Here is a 25,057-nt window from a genome sequence, read left to right as displayed (position 1 = left end):
GATGAACCACGGCACCGTGGATCAAGGAGCCGGTGATTTCCTCGTCGAACGGCGCGGTGCCCATGTGCTGGTCCGCCGGATCGGTGAAGCGGCCGCCCACGGTGATCCCATCGGCTGGCCGGAGCCCCTCGCCGGTCACGTTTTCGTCCTGGTTTCTCCCGCCGCGGCAAGGGAATCCTCGTTCGTCACCGCGCTGCCCGCACTGCTGCACCGCTCCGTGGTGACAGAGGAGGTCAGGGCCGTCCGGATCGCGCTGCCGGGTTTCGGCCGGGATCCGTTCGTCCCGCAGGCGCTGGCCGACGCGCTGAAGATCGAGGTTTTCGCCCCGGACGGCGCTTTCGTCACGAACCCGGGTGCGTTCCTTTACGCGGGTCACGGGACAGGCGGTACGGGATGGCTTCGGTTCCGCCCGGGAGTGCCCGTCCGGCCCGGCGGACGACGATATCCGGTGCCGGCTTGGGAAACGGCGATGCCGGGCGCTCCCTCCGACTTGCCTGGCGCGATCGTCGAACCCGTGCCTGCCGGTCTGCTGGTGCGGCGTCCGGAGGGGCGTCCAACGGCTCCCGGCGATGTGGCCTTCTCGGTGCCCGCCGATCCTGCCGCCGCGAAAATCGTCGTGGGCGCGGATGATCTCGCGCCTGAGCCCGCTGTCGTGGCCGCGGTGATCGGTCAGTTGCCGCCGGTTCCGATGCAGCTGGTTTCACTGTCCACAGTGTCCAGTGCGCATCCCTGGTTGAGCGAATTCGCGAAGTCACTCGGACGTGATGTCGCCGTGACAGTCTCCCCCGTGGACGTCAAGAAGCGCTATAGGCCTTTCGTGGCTGAACTTCTGCAGCGTGCAGATGGCACTCAGGAAGTACTGGAGTTCGTCGCCCCACCCCGGGGATGGCAGCGGCGTGACGCCCTCGGATACAGGCTTGGCCAGGTCATGGCCGACGTCGTGCCGTCAGGTCTCGTGCTGCGCACCGGCGCCGGTGATCCCGCGGCGTCGACGCTGCCGTTCGACCCCGAAGGCTGGACGCTGCACCTGGGATCGCCCGGCACGCCGATCGGCCCGGATCTGCTTTCCGCCACGGAAGCGCTGCTCGGCGAACTCGCTCCGGAGATCCGTAAGGTCGCCCGTCTCCGGTTGCTGGGACGGCTCGACGAGCGGACCCTGGACCTGATCGATCCCGGACCGGCCGTCGCCGAGCGGATCACCCCTGCCGGGCCAGGGCAAGCCGAACCTCCGCGGACGGGGTCCGAACAGGACGGATCGGTTCAGCGACCGGAAGCACGACCCGGCCCGGCGGCCGCACCTCGGCCGGGTACGGCCGAAACGGCCCGCCCGAGCGCCGAGGCATCGCGTCCGCGGGGCGGGCCGGTCATGCCGGCCGCGCTGATGGTGTCTTCGGCGCCGGTACCGACGGTGTCCGGCTCGGCGTTCGCCGCCCCCGCGCAGGAGCCGGTCGCGGAGGTTCCGCAGGCGCCTTCGACTCCGGCCACACGGCCGGAAGCTCAGCTCGCGGCGGTGGACGTGAGGCCGGTGCACCGGGAAGCAGGCCTGGAGGCTTCGCCCGTCACCGGCTTACGTCCGGATGACACCGCTCCGATGCCCATGCCGGTGGTGGAAGAGACCCGCACGGAGATCCTGGCCATCGCCGCCGAAACGCGGGAACCTGGCCCCTCGGCCGAACCTCGGTCGGTGCCGGGAACCGCGCTCGCCGTCGCCGACAGGTCCAGCACGACGGCCGAGCAAGCTCGTTTCACCGCTGCGGCGGGCGAAGAGTACGGCGAAGCACTCGCCACGGTGAACGCGGCTTTGGCGACTTGGCCGTCCATGCGCGGCCAGGCCGACTCCGGAATCAAGGCCGACTACGTCGCGGTCTGTCTGTACCTGGGGCGTGGACGCGGAGGTTTCGGGAATCTCCACACCGCCGTGCGCGGTGGAGGCGCTGGAGAGATCCCCGATCAGATCACCTGCCTCGCGTCGGGACTGCGGCGGCTTCCGACACACCGGCGTGCGGTGCTCCGCCAGAGCAAGGACCCGCAGGCGCTCGAGCGCACGCTCGCGCCGGGCTCGATCCTGACCGAGCCGGGGTTCCTCGTCGGCAGTATGGATCTCGACGTGACCGTGCCTGACGCGGATCTCGATGTCCTCATCTGGCCCGCTTCGGCCCGCCGGACCTCGGAGCTGATGATCGGCCAGCCGGTGAACGAGGTCGTTTTCTTCGCCGGTGCGAGGTTCAAGGCGCTGGCTCTGCGGGAGACCGAGCCCGCCGAAGGCGAGCCGGACGACGAGCCGACGGTGCCCCGGGTGGCGGCGTTGTTCCGGGAACTCGGGCCCGATGAAGCCGTTCCGGCCTCCGATGAACTGGACGAGCACGATCTGGCCGTACTGGCGAAGCTCGACCGGGCGCTCGAACGGCGGCGCCGCGGTGCTCTGCGGTTGGTCGAGGAACCCGATCTGATGAACCGCCTGACGAGCTCGCTCTATGAGTGGCGCGAGGAAGCGTCGTCCACGGCCGACAGGGGCCAGGCGATCACGATGGCTTCATAACAGGCCGGGCATCAGATCTGCCGAGGCAGGAATTCCATCACGGAAAGGTGACAACGATGGCGGACAAGTTTCGTCTGGATCCTGCGGGGATGCAGGAGATGCTGGCCAAGCTTCGTTCCGAAAACGCGGATTTCTCGGCTGCCTTGACACAGTTGAATCACACCCTGGACAGGTACGAGGGGTGCTGGGGTGAGGACAAGGCGGGAAAGCAGTTCGCCAATGGCTACGTGAAAAATGCGACAGATGTCCGAAAAGGACTGGGCGATATTTCCAAGGGGGTGGGCGAGCTGTCCGATGGGGTGAACACCACGGTCGGTGAGTTCCGTGATTTGGATGAGGAGAACGCGAAAACTTTTGATCACCGACTGGCGGAATCCATGCAGCAACAGCAGAATAAATCCTGAGCTTGATCGACTGAGTCAGCCGGAATTTTCTGTGGTGATGTGACTTTTCTGTGAAGGGAGTGGGTGGTGTTCGAGTCCGGCGATGGGCCTGCGAAGCCGCCCAAAGCCCTGCAGAATTTCTTGAAGATCATGGTGGGGATGGAGTGGCCTGAGGGCAATGTCCGGAGTATGCGGGCGATGTCTCAGGCTTGGTCCGATTTCGCTCCGGTGGCGGAGGATTTCGCGGCGGGGGTGCGGTCGCGGGCGGCTGATCTGGATCGGTCGATGGACGGCGAGTACGCGCAGGCGATGGTGGAGTACTTGAACGCGACCATCGCCAAGTCTTTGGATCAGCTGGCGGCGTACGCGCGGGAGTTGGCCAAGACGACGAAGACCGCTGCGGCGAATGTGGAGAAGGCGCAAATTCTGTTGATCGCGGCCGCGGTGTTCGCGGTGGCGCAGATCGCGTTTTTGGCGGCTTCGCTGATTTTTTCGTGGATGATCCCGGCGGTGAAGGCCGCGACGCAGTTGACGATGCGGATGATCATCCAGCAGTTGCTGGCGAAGTTGTCGACGTTGGGGCTGGAGAAGCTGTCGTGGGAGGGGTTGAAGCAGGCGCTGGTGAGGATCGCGCCGTTCGCCCAGCAGGCGGCGATCGATGTGGGTACGTCCGCGGCGGTGGGTGCGGGCTTGATGACGTCGATCGACTACTTCACGCAGGTGGGCCAGCAGAACAACGGTCAGCGGGACGAGATCGACGGGAAGGCGGTGTGGCAGGCGGCGGTGGGTGGTGCGATCGGCGGTGCGGCGTCGGGGGTGATGACCGGTGGTGCGCGGGTGGTCGTGCATGTGGCGCAGTCGGCGGCGAGGGACCTCGGGGCGAAGATTCCGCGGGGGATGGTGATCTGGGGGCAGGTGGGGTATGCGGGTGGTCAGGTCGCTTCGGTGTTGTGGAGCACGCCGATCATCAACACGGTGCTGAACAATCCCGACGCGTTCTGGGGTGGGGCCCTGGGGGCATTGTCGGGATTCGGGCGGCCCCGGATGCCGGAGGGGGCGGGTGGCGAGGGCGGGATGCGGGTCGATGTCCCGGACGTCGATCTGCGTTTGCCCGGTGCGCCGGAGAAGCCCGCATCGGGCGGGTCGGAGAAGCCGGGCGATGTCGGTGATGAGGGGCCGGTGTCGTCGCGGCCACCGTCCTATGTGGAGTCCGAGGCGCCACCGCGGTATTCGGAGGAGCAGGGAGTCCCGGATGCGGGTGAGAAGAAGGACGTCCGGCCGGCGCTGGTGATTCCGCCGGCCGCTGAAGACGCGGCGGCCCCGGTCACCGAATCGGCGGGGGGTCGCGGCCCGGTGGCGGGGGCCGATGAGGCACAGTCTCCCGGCACCCAGACGACTCCCGGCACTCAGACGGACACCGGGCAGCCCGCTGTCGTGCGGCAGCCGGTCAGCGGCAGCGGTGGAAGTCCACTCGGCCAGCTGTTCACCGCCGATCCCGGCGCCACCATCGCCCCTCCGGCCACCTCCACCACCGGCGGGCCGGTCTCGACGAGCCCGGCCGGTACGACCACCGGCCCGGCTTCGGGATCCGGCACCGCGCAACCCGCAACCGCTGCCGGCAATGGCCAGGTCACGGCGGGCAGCGACGGCCGTGCCACCACCACCAACGGCGCGCAGGGAATGCCCGGCGCGCCCTCGTCGAACGCGACCGCACAGCCGGCCACCTCGGCCGGTCCCGCGCAATCGGGTCAGCCGGTCGCGGGTGAAGCCGGGCGCGGGCAGGCCGCGAACCAGCCTTCCGGGAACACCGTTGGCGGCCCCGGACAGCAAGGAAGCACTACGTCCGGCACACCGGGTGCGGGCGAGAACGGGCGAGTGCCGGGTGTCACGCAGCCTGCGTCCGGCCAGCCGGCGAATACCACCGGCGGTCCTGCTCAGCCGGGTACGGGATCACAGAGTCCGGCGGCGGGGCAATCTTCGGTGGTTCAGTCGCCCGGGAACACCACTGGCGGTCCTGCTCAGCCGGGGGCTGGAGCCCCAGGCCAGGCCGGTACGGGTGAGGGCAGGGGGCCGGTGGCCGGGCAGGCTGGTGCGAACCCGGCGGGTGGTCCGGTGCAGCCGGGAAGCGGCACGCCCGCCGCGGGCGAGAACGGGCGAGTGCCGGGTGTCACGCAGCCTGCGTCCGGCCAGCCGGCGAATACCACCGGCGGTCCTGCTCAGCCGGGTACGGGATCACAGAGTCCGGCGGCGGGGCAATCTTCGGTGATTCAGTCGCCCGGGAACACCACAGGCGGGCCTGCTCAGCCGGTTGTCGGAACCCCAGGCCAACCCGGTACGGGTGAGGGCAGGGGGCCGGTGGCCGGGCAGGCCGTCACGAACACGGCCGGTGGTCCGGCGCAGTCGGGAAGCGGCACGCTCGCCGCGGGTGAGAACGGTCGAGCGCAGGGTGTCACGCAGCCTGGGGCCGGCCAGGCGAACACCACCGGCGGTCCGGCAGCGCCGAAGCCGGGGGAGTCTGGAGCGATCGGGGAACAGCCGCCGGTGGGACGTCCGGGAGAGGGCACGCCCTCGCCGTCCGTCCCCGAGACGGACGGCCCGGCGCCGAAGGCCGAGAGCCCGACGCCACCTTCCGGGCCGAAGACCGATCCCGTGCCCGATTCGAATACGCCGAAGGTCGACGAGAGCGGACCGGCCAAGGAACAGCCCACGGAGAGCAGGCCGGCTTCCGGCGACGCCGACCAGCGCGTGCGTCCGGACACCGACCAGCCTGTCGTGGTGGAGAACGGTCGTCCGGCGCCCGTTTCCGGTCAGCCGGCGGCGAACCAGACACCTCGTCCGGATGCCGCAGCGGCCCAGCCGGGGGCCGGCGATGCCGCGCGCCCGGCGTCCGGACAGGGTGCCCGCCCGGAGGCCGCCGGGGTGGAACGGATACCGGGGCGCGATGCCGATGGGCGTGGCGGGTCTTCCACCCAGCAGTTCTTGCGGGGTGACGCGCCGGCCGCCGGGAGCCAGGCTCCGAGGACTGAGTCGGGGCCTGCTGCGCAGCCGCCGAGGGGTGAAGGTTCGCAGGCCGCCCGGACGGAATCGGGGCCCACGGCGCAGCCACCCAAGGGCGATGGGCCGCAGCCTCCGCGGACTGAGTCGGGGCCTGCTGCGCCGCAATCGAAGGGTGATGGGCCGCAGCCTGCGAGGCCGTCCGGTGAGAGTGTCCGTCCTGGTGCGGAGTCGGTCGCGGCGCAGCGTGGCCTGCGGGCCCCGGGTGACGTGCCACAGGTCGTGGGAGCACCGGAGAGCAAGCCGGGCGGCAGGGCAGGTGATGATCGGTCGCGGGCAGGCTCGGGCGTCGACACGGGGGACGTCCAGGCCGCGCTGGTGGCGGCCCAGCTGGGATCGACCCGACCGGACCAGGTGATCAGGTCTGCTCAGGACGGACGCTTGGACGGCCCGGCGGAGTTCGTGACGGCCGCGGACTGGAATGCGGTGCGGGAGTCGGTTCCGCCGACGAGGCATCGGGCCGAACGACGGGATCTCTCGACCGCGGCGGACACGGAGCCCCTGATCTCACAGATCCGGTTCGACATGCGGCGAGCCGAGGTGGCGCCGGGTCGCTGGGTGAGCGAGCTGTCGGTGCCGGTGGAACTGGTGTCGAAGCCGGACGAGGTGGACGCGGGTGCGCGCCGGGGTCTGGCACGCGACATGCAGCGGATGCTGGACGAGCGGATCAACGGCAGGCACCGCCTCCCCGGCGGGGAACAGCTGCATGTGGTGATCGACGCGCGGACGTCGGAGGCGCCACCCCGTGCGGGATGGGAGCGGGACGGATCGCGGCCGGTGCCGGTCGAGGTGGGCACCACAGCGGAGCGGGGGCAGCTGTCCTGGCGGGCAGGGGACACCGACGCGGCGGTGGGGAAGCTGCTGCGGTTCATCGGGGTGGAGGGGCGGCCATCGGAGCCGGTGCGGCTCGGCGGCTCCGTCGAGGGCCCGGGCGCCCGCCTGGATCCGACGGATCTGGTGGGGATCGAGGAAACGATCCGGGAGACCGTGGGTGAGGCGGGGGTGGCGCCGCCGGGGGTGGATCCGGTTCGGCCGGTGGTGGTGTCGGGTCCGTCGGGGACGGTGGTGTGGCCGGAGCGGTTGGCGGGGTTGGGAACGTCGTGGGCGCGGGGTGAGGACGGGTGGTATCGGGCGGAGAGCCCCGGGGAGATACAAGGCACCGGGGGGCCGGTGGTGGTGCCGGGGGGCGCACGGGCGGTGTTCGACGGGGGCGGCGAGGCGCGGTATGTGGCGCTGGACGAAGGCGGCAGCGTCGAGCGGGGTTTGGACGGCACGTGGTCACCTGTGCGGTCGCAGCCGGGCGAGGTCCGGGCGCAGAAGATGACCGAGGCCGAGGTGCGTGAGGCCGGTGTGATGACCCTTGCCGACGGATCGAGGGCGATGTTGCCGCCGGAGAGCGAGCGCGTGGTCGATCACCACGGCGGTGCGGAGGAGGTGGTGGCGTACCGGCAGTTGAAGGACGGCGACGGGAAATGGCTGAGCGAGCCACGGGTGTTCGTGCCGGATGGCGGCGGTGGATGGGTGCAGCACGCGACGGACGCGGTGGCGTACGAGGGCTGGTTGGCGAGTGCGAACAAGGCGTCGGAGGCGGCGCGGACGTTGTGGGACATCGCGGCACGGTCGGGGCCGGAGGTTCCGCGGCACCGGCGGCTGACCGAGTTGTCGGAGCCGGAGCTGAAGGACCTGTACGGGCGGGGGCCGGAGGCGGACGCGTTCGCGGCGGTTTTCGAGTTGATCCGGCGGAGCAAGGGGATCGCGTTGCGGTGGACGCAGGTGTCGGCCGTACATGCCTTCGGTGAGGGCCGGGTGGTGAACATGGCCGCGGGAGAGGGAAAGTCCTGGCTGTTCTTCGCGCATGCGGCGGTGAACGCGATGCGGCCGGGGGTGGACGGGGTGCAGGTGACCACGACCCGGGGAATCCTGGCGGACCGGGAGATGCCGGTGTACGTGGACCTACTGCAGAACCTCGGGGTGGATGTACACCGGCTGGACCAGGACAACCCGCCGCCGGGGCCGCGGGAGGGGCGTCCGACGGTGTATCTGGGCACCGCCGAGGACGTCGGGTTCACCTATTTGCGGCACGACACGTTGCCGGGGCAGCAGGCGAAGGAAGACCCGATGCTGTTGACGGTCAGCATCGACGAGATCGACGAGGCGCTGGTGTACTCGAACGCGCAATACATTCTGAGCGATGGAGTGCAGGGAGCGGCTTCGCCGGAAGCTATCGGTCAGGTGCAGGCGGCGCATGATCTGGTGCGGGACGGAATCGACAGTGGCTGGTTGACCGAGGCCGATTTCGGGCGCAGGGAAGGGCAGGCGGGTGGTCAGGCCCGGCTGACCGAACCGGGGCGGGAAAAGGTGGAACTGCTGCTGGGACGGACCTTGTCCGACGACGAGGTGACCCGGTTGAACATGGCCGCCGCCGCTCGCTGGGAATACCAGGAGAACGTGCATTACGTCCTGCACGACGGAAAGATCTACATCATCGACCAGACGACACATAACGTGATGTTCAATCCGGCGACGAGTTCGGAGAGCCGGTGGAACGGCGGGCTGGCCCAGGCGGTTGAGTTCAAACACGGCCTGGAGGTCCGGAGTGACTCCGCCGGGAACAAGGTCGTGACGGCGCACGAGTTGCTGGCGAAGAAGGAGTACGGACAGAAGACGGGCGCGTCGGGGACGGCGAACGGGCACGGGGACAAGTTCGCGGAACAGGGGATGTCGCCGGTCGTGCAGGACATTCCGCGGTACTACCAGTCGCGGCTGAAGATCTCCGATGACGTGGTCGCCGCGGACGAGGCCGCGAAGCTGCGGCAGCTGGCCCAGGACGTCCAGGCGATGCAGGGCCCCGAGGGTACCCGCCAGCCACAGTTGATTCTGGCGACCCGCAACGACCAGGTCGCGATGGTGTCGGGCATGTTGAGTGAGCTCGGTGTCACCCACGAGGCGATCGACGCGAAATGGCAGCTGGAGAAGGGCGTCGATTTCGACGACGAGTTCAAGCGGGTCATCGACGCCGCCGGCGCGAAGGGCAAGGTCCTGGTGATCAACATGCAGGGCGCCCGCGGGGTCGACATCACCACCACGAAAGAGGCCAAGGACGCCGGCGATCTGGTGGTGCGGATCACCGCGCACTCGGAGATCTCCCGCGACATCGACGTGCAGGCCCAGAACCGGGCCGGACGCTCCGGCGGCGGCGGTGAGGTCGTGTACTACTCCTCGCCCAAGGACGAGTTGTTCCAACTGTCGCACAACCCCGACGTCCAGCTGGCGATCACCAAGTACACCGACGCGGTCACCTCCGGGGACACACGCGCCATCACCGTCGCCGAGCAGGGGCTCCGCGATCTGGTCGAAGAACTCCACGACGTCCACTCCGGACACCCCACGCGCGATCAGCACGTCGCTCAGGCCAACGCCCCGCCGGCAGGCCCCGACACGCGCTTGCGAACCTCGGGCGAGGAACCCGAAACCCGCCCCCCGGCCGAGGCGCTCAGCGCCGCGCAGCGGGCCTTCACCGAGCAGTTCGACGCCTGGCGTGCCGCCCACCCCGGCACGGTGGCTCCTGCCTCGGTGACCGCCCGGCTGAACGAGGAGTTCCTCACCGAATTCCGGGGCGCGTACGCGGCTCCGGCCGGTACCTCGCGGCAGAACTGGCGGGCTTGGCTCGATCAGGCCGCCACGGGCCTGCACGACACGTTCGACCACACGATCCCCGCCGGATCCGCGGACACCACCCCGGTTGGGGCGTGGCCGTCGATTCCGCCGGATCCTGTGGGTGCGCGTGCCTGGGTGGACAGTGGTGGTGGGCTTTCACCACAACAGTTCGGCAAGAGACCCGCCCGGGAAATTCGGTCTTTCGAGGAGCGGGCGACGCGTATCGTGTCGCGGTTTCATCGAGTGCCGGTCTGGATCGAGAGCCCGGCCCCGGAACATGCGGACGCTGTCCGGCTGAACAATGCCGTGAAGGATCTCGTCGCGGGGTATCTGGCGAACGGGTTGTCCGAGCAGGACGCTGAGAGGCTGGCTCAGGAACTCGCGACGAAACTCGGCACCGCGCGAACCTCGCCTGCCGCCCCGACCGCCCTCCCAGGCGGCGCCGAAACCGGCCGCGCTCTCCCCGGCGAGCCGGGTTCCGCTGGTCGTGACGAGCCGGCCAACCAGCCGGGGCCGTCTTCTGCTGTCGCGACGATGGACGATGTGGTGCGGTGGCGGCCGGGCTCGGACGACGAGTTCGGTCCGGAAACCTTGCGGGCTTATCTGGACACGTTGACTCTGCCCAGGGGCGTTTTCTTCGACAGGACCGCCACGAGGTTGAACGATGCTGCTCGGGACTGGCTGCGGGCGTGGGTGCAGGGCCTGGCTGTGGAAAGGGACAGCGAAGGCCGGTGGCGTTACTCGGCTGGTGACATTGTCGCTCTTGGTGGTGAGGGGCTGCTCGCACGCAGGTCGGTCCAGAAATGGATCAGCGCGGTGCGCCAGCCTGTCGCGCCCGCTCAGCCCCTTGAGGAACCGGGTGGGCTTGCTTCTCCTGCGGATCGCGATGTCATCGGTGACGTGGCGCACGGTTCGGGTGTTCCTGCCGATGTGAGGCAGGAAGCGGAGGATGCCTGGGCGCGGGGGCGGGAGGCTTCTCGTCGTGACGCGAACGAGCCGGATGACTTTGAAGACCTTCCGCATCTGTCGGCGCGAGCGAACCGGCGGGATGAGACGACGGCGGACCGAGTGTCGCGGGTGCCGGAAATCGGTGACGAGCGTTCTTCCGGCTGGGTGGGTGATACGGCTGATCCGTATGGTGTTGGGCCGTTCGACATGGGGGATTTCGATTTCGACAATATGTTGGAGACCTTGCCGGAGTGGCTTTCGTCGACGCGGTCGGGTCTTTCCGGTTCCGCGGATATCGGTCCGGTGCCGTCGTGGCCGTCGATTCCGTCGGATCCTGAGGGTGCTCGTGCCTGGGTGGAGAGTGGTGGTGGGCTTTCGCGGCAGTTCGGCGAGGGTTCTGTCCAGGAGGGTCGACCTTTCCTCGATCAGGCTGCGCGGATCGTGTCGCGGTTTCCTTGGGTGCCGGTGTGGAGTGAGAATCCGGGTCGGGAGTATGCGGACGTTGTCCGGCTGAACGATGCGGTGAAGGACGTCGTCGCGGGGTATCTGGCGAACGGGTTGTCCGAGCAGGACGCTGAGAGGCTGACTGAGGAACTCGCGAGGAAACTCGGCACCTCGCCGGCTGTTCTTCCTGGTAGCGCGGAAACCGGTGCTGGTCTTTCCGATGAGTCGCGGCTTGCTGATTTTGGTGAGTCGCCGCGTCGGTCGGAGTCAGAGTCGTTCTCTGCTGTCGCACGGATGGAGGATGTGGCGCGGTGGCGGCCGGGTCCGGTCGATGAGGCCGGGCCGAGAACATTACGGGCTTACCTGGAAACCCTTGCTTTTCCTGAAGGTATTTATTTCGACAAGGCTGCTGTGTTGCAGCTGAACAACAATTCCATGGCTTGGCTGCGGGCGTGGGTGCAGGGCCTGGCCGTGGAAAAAGACAGCGAAGGCCGGTGGCGTTATAAGCCGAAAGAAATTCTCGCTCTTGGCGGTGACGGGCTTTTTTCCCCGCACACCGTCGCAGGTTGGATCAGAGAGGCGCGCGGGGCCGCGGTTGAGGCCGAGGCGGCGCGTGCTGGGGTGGGAGGGGCCCGCCTGACGCCGGCGGCTGCCGCGAAAAAGGAGGATGTGGCGGGGTGGCGTCCGGATCCGGTAAATGCGGTCGGCCCGAGAACGTTGCGGGCTTATCTGGACACGGTGACCCTGCCCAAGGGCGTTTTCTTCGACAGGACCACCACGAAGCTGAACGATGCTGCTCGGGACTGGCTGCGCGCGTGGGTGCAAGGCATGGCTGCGGAAAAAGACGGCGAAGGCCGGTGGCGTTACCCGAGTCGTGACATTCTCGCTCTTGGTGGTGATGGGCTGCTCGCACGCAGGTCGGTCCAGAAATGGATCAGCGCGGTGCGCCAGCCTGTCGCGCCCGCTCAGCCCCTTGAGGAATCGGGCGGCCTTGGTTCTCCTGCGGATCGCGACGTCGTCGGCGACGCGGTACCTGGCTCGGCGGACCGAGTGTCGCCGGTGCCGGAAATCGGTGACGAGCGTTCTTCCGGCTGGGTGGGTGATACGGCTGATCCGTATGGTGCTGGGGTGTTCGACATGGGGGATTTCGATTTCGACAATATGTTGGAGACCTTGCCGGAGTGGCTTTCGTCGGCGCAGTCGGTTTCTTTCGGTTCCGCGGATGTCGCTCCGGTGGGGGCGGTGTCGTTGTGGCCGTCGATTCCGTCGGATCCTGAGGGGGCTCGTGCTTGGGTGGATGGTGGTGGTGGGCTTTCGCGGCAGTTCGGCGAGGGATCCGTCCAGGAGGTTCGGTCTTTCCTTGATCGGGCTACGCGTATTGTGTCGCGGTTTCATCGGGTGCCGGTCTGGACCCACAGTCCGGGGCCGGAGCATGCGGACGCTGTCCGGCTGAACGACGCGGTGAAGGACGTCGTCGCGGGGTATCTGGCGAACGGACTGTCCGAGCAGGACGCTGAGAGGCTGGCCGAGGAACTCGCGACGAAACTCGGCACCGCGCCTGCCGTTCTTCCTGGTGGCGCGGAAACCGGTGCTGGTCTTTCCGATGAGTCGCGGCTTGCTGACCTTGGTGAGTCGCCGCGTCGGTCAGAGCCACAGCCGTTCACTGCTGTCGCACAGATGGAGGATGTGGTCCGGTGGCGGCCGGATCCAGTCGATGCGGCCGGACCGAGAACATTTCGGGCTTACCTGGACACGCTTGTTCTTCCTATAGGCATTTCTTTCGACAGGGCCGCTGTGGCGCAGCTGAACAACAATTCCATGGCTTGGCTGCGGGCATGGGTGCAGGGCCTGGCTGTGGAAAAAGACAGCGAAGGCCGGTGGCGTTACTCACCTGGCGAAATTCTCGCTCTTGGTGAGAAGGGGCTTTTCAACCCCCACACCGTCAGAGTTTGGACCAAAGAGGCGCGCGAGGCTGTGGCGGATGCCGGAGCGGCGCGTGCTGGGGTGGGAGGGGCGCACCTGGCGCCGGCGGCTGCCGCGAAAAAGGAGGATGTGGTCCGGTGGCGGCCGGATCCAGACGATGCGGTCGGCCCGAGGACATTGCGGGCATATCTGGACACGGTGACCCTACCCAAGGGTGTTTTCTTCGACAGGGCCCTCACGAAGCTGAACGATGCTGCTCGGGACTGGCTGCTTGCGTGGGTGCAGGGCCTGGCCGCGGAAAAAGACAGTGAAGGCCGGTGGCTTTACTCGACTAGCGGAATTCTCGCTCTTGCTGGTGGGGGGCTCCTCAAGCGCAGAACAACCCAAAGATGGATCGACGCGGCGCGCAAGCCTGTCGTGCCCGCTCAGCAGCCCCCCGGGGAATCGGACGGTCTCGATTCTCCCGCTCTTGACGAAGTGGTGGGCCGGCCGGAGTCGTCCTCTGCTGTCGTGGCCGGTGTCGCGAAGATGGAGGATGTGGTGCGGTGGCGCCCGGATTCAGTCGATGCGGCCGGGCCGAGAACATTTCAGGCTTACTTGGGCACCCTTGTTCTTCCTGTGGGCATTTCTTTCGACAGGGCTGCTGTGGGGCACCTGACCAATCATTCCATGGCTTGGCTGCGGGCGTGGGTGCAGGGCCTGGCCGCGGAAAAAGACAGTGAAGGTCGGTGGCGTTATGAGCCGGAAGACGTTCTCGCTCTTGGTGGAGAGGGCATTTTTGTCGCGAAGACCGTCAGAGTTTGGATCAGAGAGGCGCGCAAGGCTGCGGTCGATGCCGGGGTGGAGAGCGTTCAGGTAGGAGGGTCGCACCCGGAGCCGGGCGAATCCGGCCTGGCGGCTGTCGCGACGATGGAGGATGTGACGCGGTGGCGGCCAGGCTCGGACGACGACTTCGGTCCGGAAACCTTGCGGGCCTACCTGGACACCCTGGTTCTTCCTAAAGGTATTTCTTTCGACAGGGCCGCCACGAAGCTGAACAACAATTCGGTGGCTTGGCTGCGGGCGTGGGTGCAAGGCCTGGCTGCGGAAAAGAGCAGCGAAGGGCGGTGGCGTTATCAGCCGAAAGACATTCTCGCTCTTGGTGGTGAGGGGCTCCTCAGGCGCGAATCGGTCCAGAACTGGATGAAGGCGGTGCGCCAGCCTGTCGCGCCCGCTCGGCCCCTTGCGGAATCGGGCGGCCTTGGTTCTCCTGCGGATCGCGACGTCGTCGGCGACGCGGTACATGGCTCGGCGGACCGAGTGTCGCGGGTGCCGGAAATCGGTGACGAGTATTCTTCCGGTTGGGTGGGTGATACGGGTGATCCGTATGGTGCTGGGGTGTTCGACATGGGGGATTTCGATTTCGACAATATGTTGGAGACCTTGCCGGAGTGGCTTTCGTCGGCGCAGTCGGTTTCTTTCGGTTCCGCGGATATCGCTCCGGTGGGGGCGGTGCCGTTGTGGCCGTCGATTCCGTCGGATCCTGAGGGGGCTCGTGCTTGGGTGGATGGTGGTGGTGGGCTTTCGCGGCAGTTCGGCAAGCTGCCCGTGCAGGATGTCCGGCCGTTCGTTGATCGGGCTACGCGTATTGTGTCGCGGTTTCATCGGGTGCCGGTCTGGACCCACAGTCCGGGGCCGGAGCATGCGGACGCTGTCCGGCTGAACGACGCGGTGAAGGACATCGTCGCGGGGTACCTGGCCGACGGGTTGTCCGAACACGACGCCGGGAGGCTGGCCGAGGAACTCGCGACGAAACTCGGCACCTCGCGAACCTCTGTCACATTGCCGGTCACCTTGCCGGGCGGGAGCCGGCCCGAGGCTCCGCCGCGGGTGGGGGAATCCTCGGGCAGCGGACCGGTGCGTGCGCGTGTCCCGAGCTCCGCTCACGGTGTTCCGCCGGACGTCGTGGGATGGCGGCCCGCGACGCATGAGTCCGGGCCGCGGACGCTGCGCGAATACCTGCTGCAGCGTGGGATCGCGAGGTGGCTGAGTTTCGGCGAGCTGCGAAAGAGCAAGCTGAGCGAGGAAGTCAAGATCCTTCTTCGCGAAACGCCTTTGGGGCAGCTTCCGGCGGAATTACTGGAATTGGTCCGGCAGCAGGTGGAGCTGGATCCGGCGCCCGTGGAGTGGGTACGCGCCTGGACCGACACCGTCGCGAATGCCGTGGACGCGCAGGGGGAGTACCGCTATCTCGAGGAAGACGTGGCGTCGATGTCCGGCGGGTTGGTGGACGGCTGGGTCGTGCGTCAGCTGCGAGGGGTCGCCCGGACGGAGTGGGAAGGGCGGTTGAGCGACGCCGGCATGTTGTCGCGTTTCGACGGCGGAGTCATCGGCTCGATGCTGGAAGGGTTCGTCGATGCCGCGGTACAGGCTCGGCGCGGGGCGTTGCCGAGCGTGCGAGGAGTGCTCTACGTCGCGGAGGGAGATCCCGGCACGGTGGTGAGCCAGGTGCGCTCGCTCGCGGAGTCGGCGGTGCGATCCCGGCTGGCGGAATACCGGTCGGGCGCGGGCGCGGTGCCGGCGAGGAAGCTGCTGGCGAGGGTGGACATCGAGGCTCGTGCGGTGCCGTCAGGAGACCCCAGGATCGGTACCGCGCGGCTCCGCGTGGCCGGGCAGCGGCCTCCAGGTGGGTTGTTCGGTCCGGTCGTCCACGAGGATGTCGACGATCCGCGGTGGGCGTGGCGGTCCGATCTCCAGGAGGCGCGTGCGGGGTTGGCCGGGCTGGATCGCGCGGACGCGGTCTTCGGGCGGGCTCGCGAACTGGTGAACAGGCACAGCCAGGAGCCGTTGCGATCCACCGGGCCGTCCCCGCGGGAGCATCGCTTGCACCAGGCCCGGTACGAAGCAGCGATCGATCTGGTCGCTTGGGAACTTCGCCGCTTTTCCCGGGACCCGCAGGGAGCGGAAGTCTTCGCTGACGAGCTGGCCTCCGTTCTGGCCGACGCGGTGGGCCCGCGCCGCGGGAATGGCGTCCTGGGTGGCGGATCGAAGCCGGTCTCCGGGCGAGGTTCGCGCGAAGTCGCGAACACGCCGGAGGATCGCACGCCCGAGCAGGAAGCTCGGCCGCGGTCCACCGTGAAGCCGGGGAGCCTGGTGCCGGTGGGCGATCGTGTCGGACGTGTCCAGGCCGGGCTGGTCCTGGGCGACACGGCTTCGGTGACGGGGCAGGCGGCACGGTGGCTGCCGCGCGAACCCGGGGTGTTCGGCTTGGTGATCACGGATCAGCGCGTGCCGGACGCGGAGACCGTGGTGGAGGCACTCCGGGACGCCGGGTGGAACGGGACGGACGCGATCCGGTTGTTCCTCTGCGCCCTGCCCGGCCTGCCGGAGCTGGCCGCGCGCCTGGCGGACCAGCTGAAAGTCCGGGTCGCCTACCCCCAGGATCAAGTGTGGTTCGGGACGGCGGCCGACCAGCAGCCCGATCGTCCCGCCGCGCGGGTGGGCAGGCTCGTGCATCTCGACGGTGTCCCCATGCTGAGGCTGGCGAAGGACGGTGCGGGGTGGTTCTGGAAGGAACCCGGTGGAGCGGAGAAACCTGCCCCGTACGTGTTGCCGGCTCCTTCCCGCGCTCCTCGCCTGGGGCTGAAACAACCGGTCCACCTGGGCCCACGAGCCGCCATGGCGTCCACCGCCGTGGAACTGGAAGACCTCGGACCGCGCCTCGCCGAGCCACCCGTGGTGTCGCAGACACAGCCGCAGGCGGGGCTGACAGGTGCTCCGGTCGCTTCGGATTCTCAAGCGCCCGTCATCGACGCCAGCGGTGCCCCGGCGCCGCAGCCCGCTTCCGGCACGGAAACCCGCGCGCTGCCGGGGATCGCGCGGACGATCCCCGGATATTTCCGCCGCGGCAAGGCACCGGGGATCTCCACGCAGTTGAACCGGACCGAGGAAGTGGAGCAGGTCGTCGAGTCGGCCCGCTCGTTCGCCCCGAAGGCACCCACGGCGGCGGAGCTCGCCGACCTCGAGCACGCGTTCGGCACCGACGCGGCCTCCTTCTTCGGAGAGGGCCGGGTGTTCACCATGGGCGGCAGGCCCGTCCGGATCAGGGTCGACGAACTCCATTGGCCCAAGCAGACGACGGCGAGCCGGACGGGGACGACGAAAGCGGCGACCCGTGCAGGCGCCGGAAGCAGCAGCGCGCGCACCGAGACGAAGACCAACCCGCGGACGACCTGGATCTTCTTCACTCCCATGGTCCCCGGCCTGTTCGCCACGGGTGTCGTCTCGGCACCGACCGCCGTCGCCACCAGCCGCCGGCACGGCCACGATCTGAGCGCATCCAAACAGCTCAGTGTCTCGCTTCCGGCGCGACCGGCGAACGATGAGAGCGGCTACCGGGGAACGCGCTCGGTCAGGGTGCCGATGACGGTGATCGTCGAGCCGGAGGAGCACCGGAGCGATGACGGCAAACTGAGCGTCAGGCACCCGGGTGACAGCTCGCTGCGCAAGCCCATCGCGGCCGAGTTCAGTGTTCCGGAAGGACTGCGCGAAGAAGCCCGTATCGTTCCCATGCCCGACGCCTTGCCTCCGTCGGCCACCGAATCGCTCACGGTGAAGCGGGGATCGTCGCGGCAGATCTTCGATCAGGTGCTCGCCCGGCTCGGCAAACTGAACGACGAATCGCGAGAGGTGCTGCGGGAGTTCCTCAGCACGGGCAGCATCACCACCCATCTGGCGGACATCGCGGTGACTCCGCACGCCGACCCTGAAACAGGCTGGGTGACCTCACACGCGTTGGTGCGAGGCGGGAATCCGATCAAGCGCCTCGTCTCCTCGCGATCGCAGAAGGTGCAGATGCGTGCCGTCGCCCGCAAGGTCGCGTACCTGGAGACGATCGAGGACGCCGAGTTCCGCGAGCACGAAGCCGAAACCGGTTCGAAGACGGCGTCGAGCACCGTCGGCCGGGACATCGCCGCTTCCCTGGCCGGTGGGCCGGGCTTCGACTACGGCATGGTCAGCGCGGGAGGCGGCCCCGCCATCGGAGTCGGCTACGGCAAGAGCCGGACGGCCACGAGCGCCCGGGAGTCCGGTCTTTCGGTCACCCGCTCCTACAAGGACAGCGTGGTCCGGTACCGCACGGTCTACGACCTGCAGGTCCGCACGCCCGGCCGGTCGCCGCTCACCTTCGCCGGGGTCGCGGAAGGAACTCAGTGGGCTCAGCTCGACGACGCGCGGCGGGCGGGTCTTCTTCCGGACGAAAACACCGGCACCGTGACGAACGGGCAGCCCGGTCCGGGCATCGCCACGGCAGGTTCCCCGCTTCAACTGAGTGAAGCCAGTGCCCGGCTGAAGAAGATCCTGCGCGAGTCGGCGAAGATGATCCCCGGGCACAAGCGCTGGGGCTGGCGGGACGCCGGGCTGGTGACCCCGTTCGACGACCCCAAGCTCAAGAAGGGCTTGACGGGAAAGCTGGAACGCCAGCTCGGACGCTGGGACGACATCGACTCGGCCGTGTCGGCGGACAATCTCGCCCGGCGGCTGCCGGACCTGCTTTCCGACAAGTCACAGTTCCTGGAGCTGGCGCCCGAGGCAGGCTGGGGACACGACTATCGGACGGGATTCCGGATCGACGCCCGGCTGCTGGCGCCGCTCGGCGAGCCGCTGGGGCCGGTCAAGGGCGGCGCGGGCACCAGGACGCTGACCGACGCCGAGCGCGGCGGGGACACCGCCAACACCGGAATGGACCTCTCCGCCGGGTTCCGCGCCCGGATCTACGGAGCGTTGTCGGGCAACACCGTCATGTTCACCGGCACGCACAAGTTCTCGTTCAACCGGAGCAGGGCCACCGGACGGGCGCGTGACATCGAGCTGGCCGCCGGCGGGACCGCGGGCCGGGAACTGGACGAGTCCGGTGCCGTCGTCCCGGAGCCGAAATACCGCTATGCGGCGAAGGTCGAATTGAAGGTCTCCGGTTCGTACTACTCCCGGTACAACGAACTCGCCCAAGGGCTCACTGTCGGCAAGCGGGGCGAACACGTTCCCGAGGGCTTCCAGCTGCCGATCATCGATTCGCAGGCCGCCGCGGACGGACGCGCTCCCCACACGATCGTCGCCGACGTGGTGCTCGAGCTGACGGAGGCGGAGCGGAACGCCCTGCAGTCGGTGTCGGCGACCAGGGAAACCCGGCTCCCGTCGCAGCCGTTGAACAGGGCCGACTACCTCCGGACCGGCACCTCCCGTGTCCTGGACGGCGTCCAGGTCCTTTCGGCGAGCGGACTGGACCAGGTACGCGAGCGGGTCAAGAGAACGCTCAAGCGCGCCTCCGGAGACCCGATCTGGACCTACCGCGACGGCGACAACTCCACGCTGATCGACCAGGCCATCTCGGCAGAGGCCCTGCGCTTGGACCCGCGGGCGTTCAACCGGCCGACGCGGATCGACGGGTTGCGATGGAAGCGGCGCAGGGCGATCAGGACCGCGGCTGTGGGGGTCTCCTACCGGCTTCGCGACCCCGAAGTGCTCGACACCTTCTGGCAGCAGCCGCAACAGGGCGCGGGAACTTCGACGTCGACCTCGTCGGAGAAGGGCCGCGCTTGGGGATTCGCGAACGAGTTCGAACCCGCGGTCTTCGGTGTCAGTGACGGGACCGCGCGTCCGGAGGGAACCGTCCTGCGCGGCGTGGCGCCGGTCCTCGCGGAACTGAACCTCTGGCGCTCCAGCATCAGTAAGATCACGAGCCGCAAGACGCGGGTGTCGACGAACAGTTCGCAGACCCTGGAGCCGCGTCGCGTGCACGTGGTCGAAGCGACGCTCGAGACGACTGTCTCGGTGGAAACAGCCAGGCGGGGTCTCCTCGACCGGTGGCATTTCCGCAAGACACGACCCCCGAAGACGGCCGCGCACCGGGCAGAGCTGCCCAGGGCCGCGCGCGTCCTGCTCACCGACGAGCAATTGCACGAGGTGCGGATCCAGCAGGCGGCGGAGGACGCACGCCGTGGCATCGCGAGTTCCGCGCTGGTGGCGCCCCTGCCTGCCAGGGGAGTCGAAGGTGTTCCTGCGGGGCACGAGCTCGGCGGGTCGAACTGGGCCGACGGGGTCAGCGAGCCGGTCGACCTCAGCGGCTCGCTGTACCGAGCCGACAAGCCGGACGGGGCTGGCGGCTCCGCCGGGCTCTACGAGCGCCTGGAGAACGCGCTCACCAAGGAGAAGGCCGATCAGCTGCTGAACAGCGCGGCCTCGGACACCGGGCATGACAACCACAGCGCGATCGAGCGGTTCCTCTCCGACTTCCAGGCGTCGATGGTCGATCTGGCCAACGGTGGCGTCAGCGCCGGCCTGCGGCTGGACAACAGGATCAGCGGGGAGACCTACGACCTGATCGTGGAGGCTCGGCCGAAGAGCGACCCGAAGCCCGTCGGCGTGGTGCACGGCGAGCTCACCAAGACGTCGGTGGCTTCGGTCTGGGCGGCGACGACCCGCACCGTGAAGCGAAGCTTCGTCGAGCTGATGACCGTTCCCGCCGGGGCCATGATGTTCCAGTCGGAGTCCGACGTCCAGGAAGCGCAGCAGAACCCCGGCAGGCACGGCGCGCCCGCCGCCACGCTCGGCTACGGCGCCGGTCACCTCGTCGACTGGCTCAACCAGTTCCGCAGCCGCGTCACCACGCGCGCCGCGGACCTGCTGCAGTCCGAGACGGTCAGCGGAACCTTGGCCGAGCGCAGCGTCGAGCTGGAATTCGACATCCGCTTCGAACGGCACGGCGAGCGCATCGCCGACATCGCCGCCGAACGCACGGTGCGCACCCGGTCCGCTGTGGAGGACCGCGGCGCGGACGACGGTCCGCGCGAAGGCACCGTGATCCGGCGCCCGGAAACGGAAGCCGCCAAAAACAGCGTCGACAAATGGCGGAAGCCCGCCGGCGCCGCGCGGCTCCCGGACGACCCCGCGGACTTCCGGATGGCTCACTTCGGCGGCAGCGTCGACTCCCTGCGCGACGCCGCCCAAACCGTGCTGGAAGCGGCGCTCGGGAAGAAGCTGGACGCGCGGACGCTGGCGATGCTGCGCGAGCAGCTCACCCCCAGCCAGTTGAACGCCTTGGCGCGGTCGCACTTCGGCGCCGGCAGCGCTTCGAGTCTCCCGGCTGAAGCCGTCGTGCCGGAAAACGATGACACCACCGGCACCGAACTGAACCTCCCGTCGGAGCTGGGCGTGAAACTGACCCTGCACGCCATGATGGACGGCCCCGGCTCCCTCGAGAACGTGAGCGGGCGGATCACGATGAACGGGCACACGGACGCCACCCGGACCAAGGAATCGAGCGGCGGAAGTGAGACCGCCAACGTGGTCATGACCATGCCGGTCTGGGGTGCGGGCGTCCCCCAGGCTCCCGGGCACACCACGTACGAAGAAGGCAGGCAGATCTTCGGCAGCATGACCGCCCTGTTCTTCGGATCCGAGCCTCACGGCGCCGTCGGCGTGGGGCACGAGCACGAGAGTGCCGAACGATCAGGCGGCCGGGCGCTGGCGAAGCCGGGAGCACCCGCCGCAGCGGATCCCATCACCAGTACCTGGTCCTATCCCACCCGGTTCCGGTTGGTGGCCGAGCCTCTCTCCACCGGCCCGCTGGCCCGGCGTACGAAGCAGGTGGCCGATGTCGACTACGACAAGGGCTACCACGTCCGCCGCAAGGACCAGAACCACCGGCTGCCCGCATCGCTCAAGGACAGTGCCCTCGCGCTGGCCGCGCGTGACCGGGAATGGACCCAGGCCCGGGGGAAGGCCAGGGTGCTGGCCGCCAAGAACCCCACCAGCGCCGGTGTACAGACCGCCTTCGAACGCCGCGCCGCGGCGAAGTTCTGGAAGGCGAAGCGCGACTACGACAACGCGCTGGCCGCCGCCCGAGCGAACCCGGCCCTCCACGGCGGGCGACGTGTCGTGCGGATGGAGATCCCGCCGGGCGCCGAGGGCGTGCCGGTCGAATACTGGAAGCCGCTTTCCGAGCTCGCTCGCGACCTGCTCGCCGCGCATGCGGAGGGCCGGAGGCCCACGGTGCGCTACCGCGTGATCGGCGACTCCGTCACGGCCCTGCGGGACTTCAACGGTTTGGTCATGGCCAAGCTGGACTCCCTCGTCAACCTCGAGCAGTTGTCGGTCCCCTTGCTGCAGCGGCTCGGACGGCACCAGGTCGGGTTGGCGGCCACGCCCGAGGTCGTGCCGGACACCGGAGCTTCGGTGATCGAGATCTGGGTCGACGAGAACACGGATCGTCTGCCGATGCGTCAAGGCGACGACGGGAACCTGCCCCCGATCTGGGAAGAGGACGAGCCGGACCCGCAGGGGACGGACGACGGTGCCGGGAAGCCGGGAGATTCCTCGGAGGCGCCGGCCCTGCCCGGTGGGCAGCGTCTTCTGCGCGTCGAGCTGTCCCCCGAAAACCGGGACGGGGATGCCGCACTCCAGAAGCAGGCGCGTGACGTGGCTCGTTTCCTTCTCGACAACCCGGGTGCCGAGCTGCAGGTCCGTGTCTTCGGTGACGAAGCCGAGGACACGTACCAGGCACTGGTCGAGCCGGCCCTGGACGCGGCGGTCCACCTCGAACAGGTGTCGCTCCCCGGCTCCGCACCCCGGACCGGGAAGGCCGCGCTCGGCCTGCCGGAGGCACTCGTGGCCGTTCCCGGCGACGGACACCCGGTCGTCGAGATCTGGGGCAAGGCAAGCGAGGACGGCGCCGCCGCCGGATCCTCGCACCCGGGCAAGGGGGAATACCGCCGCCTGAAGACGATCGCCGAGGAGGACGAATCGGGCTCGTCGGCGGAGGCCGCACCTTCAGGTGGACAGCGCCCAGGTGACCTGGGAGACGGCGCGCCTCCCACGATCGCGGCGACGGGCAAGCCCGGTCCGTCGTTCCGGGAGGCGATGCCGGAGTATGCCCGCGACGGGAAGGCTCTGGGCCTGGTCGTGGTGAGCGACGTGAAGGATCGTGACAAGGTCGGCGACCGGATCACCGAGCTCCTGGCCCCGTTCGGCACCGCGGCGCCGGAGGGCATCAAGGCCATCAGCGGAAAGCTGAATCGCGCGAGGTTCGAGAGCTTCCTCGGGGCGAAACCGGGTACGGAACAGGCGGCCGAAACGGCTGCCTCACCGGCGCGGGGCGGCCGGAGCTTCCAGGTCCGGGTCGGGGAGAAGTGGTTCGAGGCGCATGTCGTCGCGGTGATGGACCTCGATGGAGCCACCCCCGGGGAGGGCAAGAGGGAACCGTCCAGGGCCGTCCGCGAAGTCCGTGACGAGCACGTCTTCGGCCACTCACACAGCCGTGCGGAGAATTCCGCCTATCGGCTGGGGCTTTCCGGGGTCTCACTGATGAGCAGTGGTTGGCCGGTGCTCGCTGGAGGCAGCGTGGGGCTGGCCCGGCCGGTCGGGGTACGCACCTCCGACACCTCAACGAACACGCAGACCATCTGGAGGCCGAAATCCGAGGCCCAGAGCGCGAAAGTCCCGGTCAAGTACTACATCACCCTCACGGGCGAAGACGGCGCTGTCACCGGAGGCACCACCGACGGCGAGGTCACTCTGCTGCTTTCGGATTCGCTCAGCGAGATCACGAAACCGGAGGGCGTGTCGACGGGCAAGCCGTATCGAGGCTGGGAAAAGCGGATGGGTTTCGTGGCCGTCGACGCGGTGCTGATCGACGAGCTGTCGTTGGTCGACAAGCTCCAGCGGAAACTCCACCCGTCGGTGACCAAGCTGGGCGCTCCCGGCTGGGCGGCTCTGCGTGAATTCGTGTCCTCCGCGAACATTCGCGCGTTGTCCAGGCGGATGTGGCCGGGTGAGGCCGTGCCCTCCGCGGACCTGGTGAGTCGTCACGGCGCCTATCGCGAAGCCGCCCGCATGAACTTCCGTCCGCAGGAAGTGGAGTTCGTCGGCGTGGTGTCCGCCAGAGGTGAGTCCCGTACGCAGGACACGGTGACAGCGGAGGAATCGGTCGCGTACACCACCAAGGCCGGGCCCGAGCTGCGCGGTGGAATCGGTGGTGGGGCCGGGGTGCCCGGCGTCGCGGCGGCGTACGGCGGGGCCGCGGGGAACGTCAACGCGAGCATCCCCGACATCGCCTCCGGAGGACGCTCGGACACCACGGGGACCGGCCTGTACGTCCAGGGCGACGTCGGTCTCTATCGCGTGACGGGCGAGGTCGCCGTGCAGACTTCGCACGGTCAATGGGTGACGGAACCGGCGACGAAGTACGTCCGGCTGGACCTGCACGAGGCGGCGGCCGAGAACCTTCCGGTCCCGCCGGGCTACGAGAAGCGTTTCATCGACGTGGGTCCGCGTTTCGAACCCCCTTACCTGGCGGCCGCCGCGGCCGGTGGCCACATCCGCGCCGGGGTCACGCCCGCGGCCGCGGGCATCCTCCCTCGGATCGAGAACGCGTTGCGGCGGGCTCCCGGCTTGGAGGATCTGCTGCCCAAGTGGAGCAGCCAGGAGGAGAAGACGGTCCGAGGCAGCGGCGACAAAATGGAGCGACGCCTGTCCAACCAGCGGAAGCTCGCGTCGGTGTTCTCGGCGACCGCACTGATGAACCGTTTGGACAGCCTGCTCGGACCGGGTGTCTCGACACAGCTCAAACGTCGTGGCTTCTTCTTCGACGAGTTCATCAGCGTGCGGGTCAAAGCCACCCTCGACGACGGCCGTCATCTCGGACAGGTCGACGGGCGCACGGTGGCCGGAATCCAGGCCACGGGGGCGACCGTCGCCGGCGGCGCCGGTGTGAATCGTGGCTGGGGCGCCGGGCCGGAGGCACGCGGGCGGGTCGGTTTCACCGGCGCGCTGGAGACCGGCGCGATCGTCAACGTCGCGGCTACACCGGTCAAGTTCGCTGATGGCCGAGCGTGGAAGAACACCGGTGGGAGCGGACGCACCCTGAGCGTCGAGCAGGTCGGTACCGACCGCTCCCATGTGTTCGCCCATGGAATCACCTTCGACATCGAGATCGTCAGCCACCGGCGCCCCCGCCGCTGGGTGCGCCGGCTGACCCCCGGATCCCCCCGGCGCTCGATCCCGAAGGTGCGCACGCTCGCCGGTTCCCGTCCCGGCGCCGAGATCACTCTCCCGAAGGTGAAGGGGAGGACAGAGT

The 25,057-nt window shown here is 68.6% G+C and carries 3 protein-coding genes (1 of these 3 only partly in view); all 3 read left to right on the top strand.

Translation table 11 applies throughout. The annotated features are described in order from the left end of the window. Position 1 precedes the first annotated feature (1 nt). Positions 2–2,539, top strand: coding sequence for a hypothetical protein (locus AORI_RS68295; protein ID WP_016335783.1), 2,538 nt, complete (start codon positions 2–4; stop codon positions 2,537–2,539). Positions 2,540–2,595: 56 nt separating this feature from the next. After that, on the top strand, positions 2,596–2,943 hold the full coding sequence (locus AORI_RS68290; RefSeq protein WP_016335782.1) for a WXG100 family type VII secretion target: 348 nt from the start codon (positions 2,596–2,598) through the stop codon (positions 2,941–2,943). Between the two features lie 63 nt (positions 2,944–3,006). Continuing rightward, a protein-coding gene (locus AORI_RS68275) for a WXG100-like domain-containing protein (RefSeq protein WP_476692322.1) crosses the window boundary here: on the top strand, positions 3,007–25,057 show its 5' portion. The gene runs 13,664 nt beyond the window's last position; only the first 22,051 of its 35,715 coding nucleotides appear in the window; its start codon is at positions 3,007–3,009; its stop codon lies beyond the right edge, outside the window.

Origin of the sequence: Amycolatopsis keratiniphila, assembly GCF_000400635.2 — a bacterium.
Taxonomy (GTDB): domain Bacteria; phylum Actinomycetota; class Actinomycetes; order Mycobacteriales; family Pseudonocardiaceae; genus Amycolatopsis; species Amycolatopsis keratiniphila.
Note: the sequence above shows the minus strand (reverse complement) of the source record. Positions and strands in the feature narration are given on the sequence as shown.

Coding starts and splice junctions, on each gene's coding strand:
- AORI_RS68295 (WP_016335783.1), top strand. CDS start 2: ATGAACCACGGCACCGTGGATCAAGGAGCCGGTGATTTCCTCGTCGAA.
- AORI_RS68290 (WP_016335782.1), top strand. CDS start 2,596: ATGGCGGACAAGTTTCGTCTGGATCCTGCGGGGATGCAGGAGATGCTG.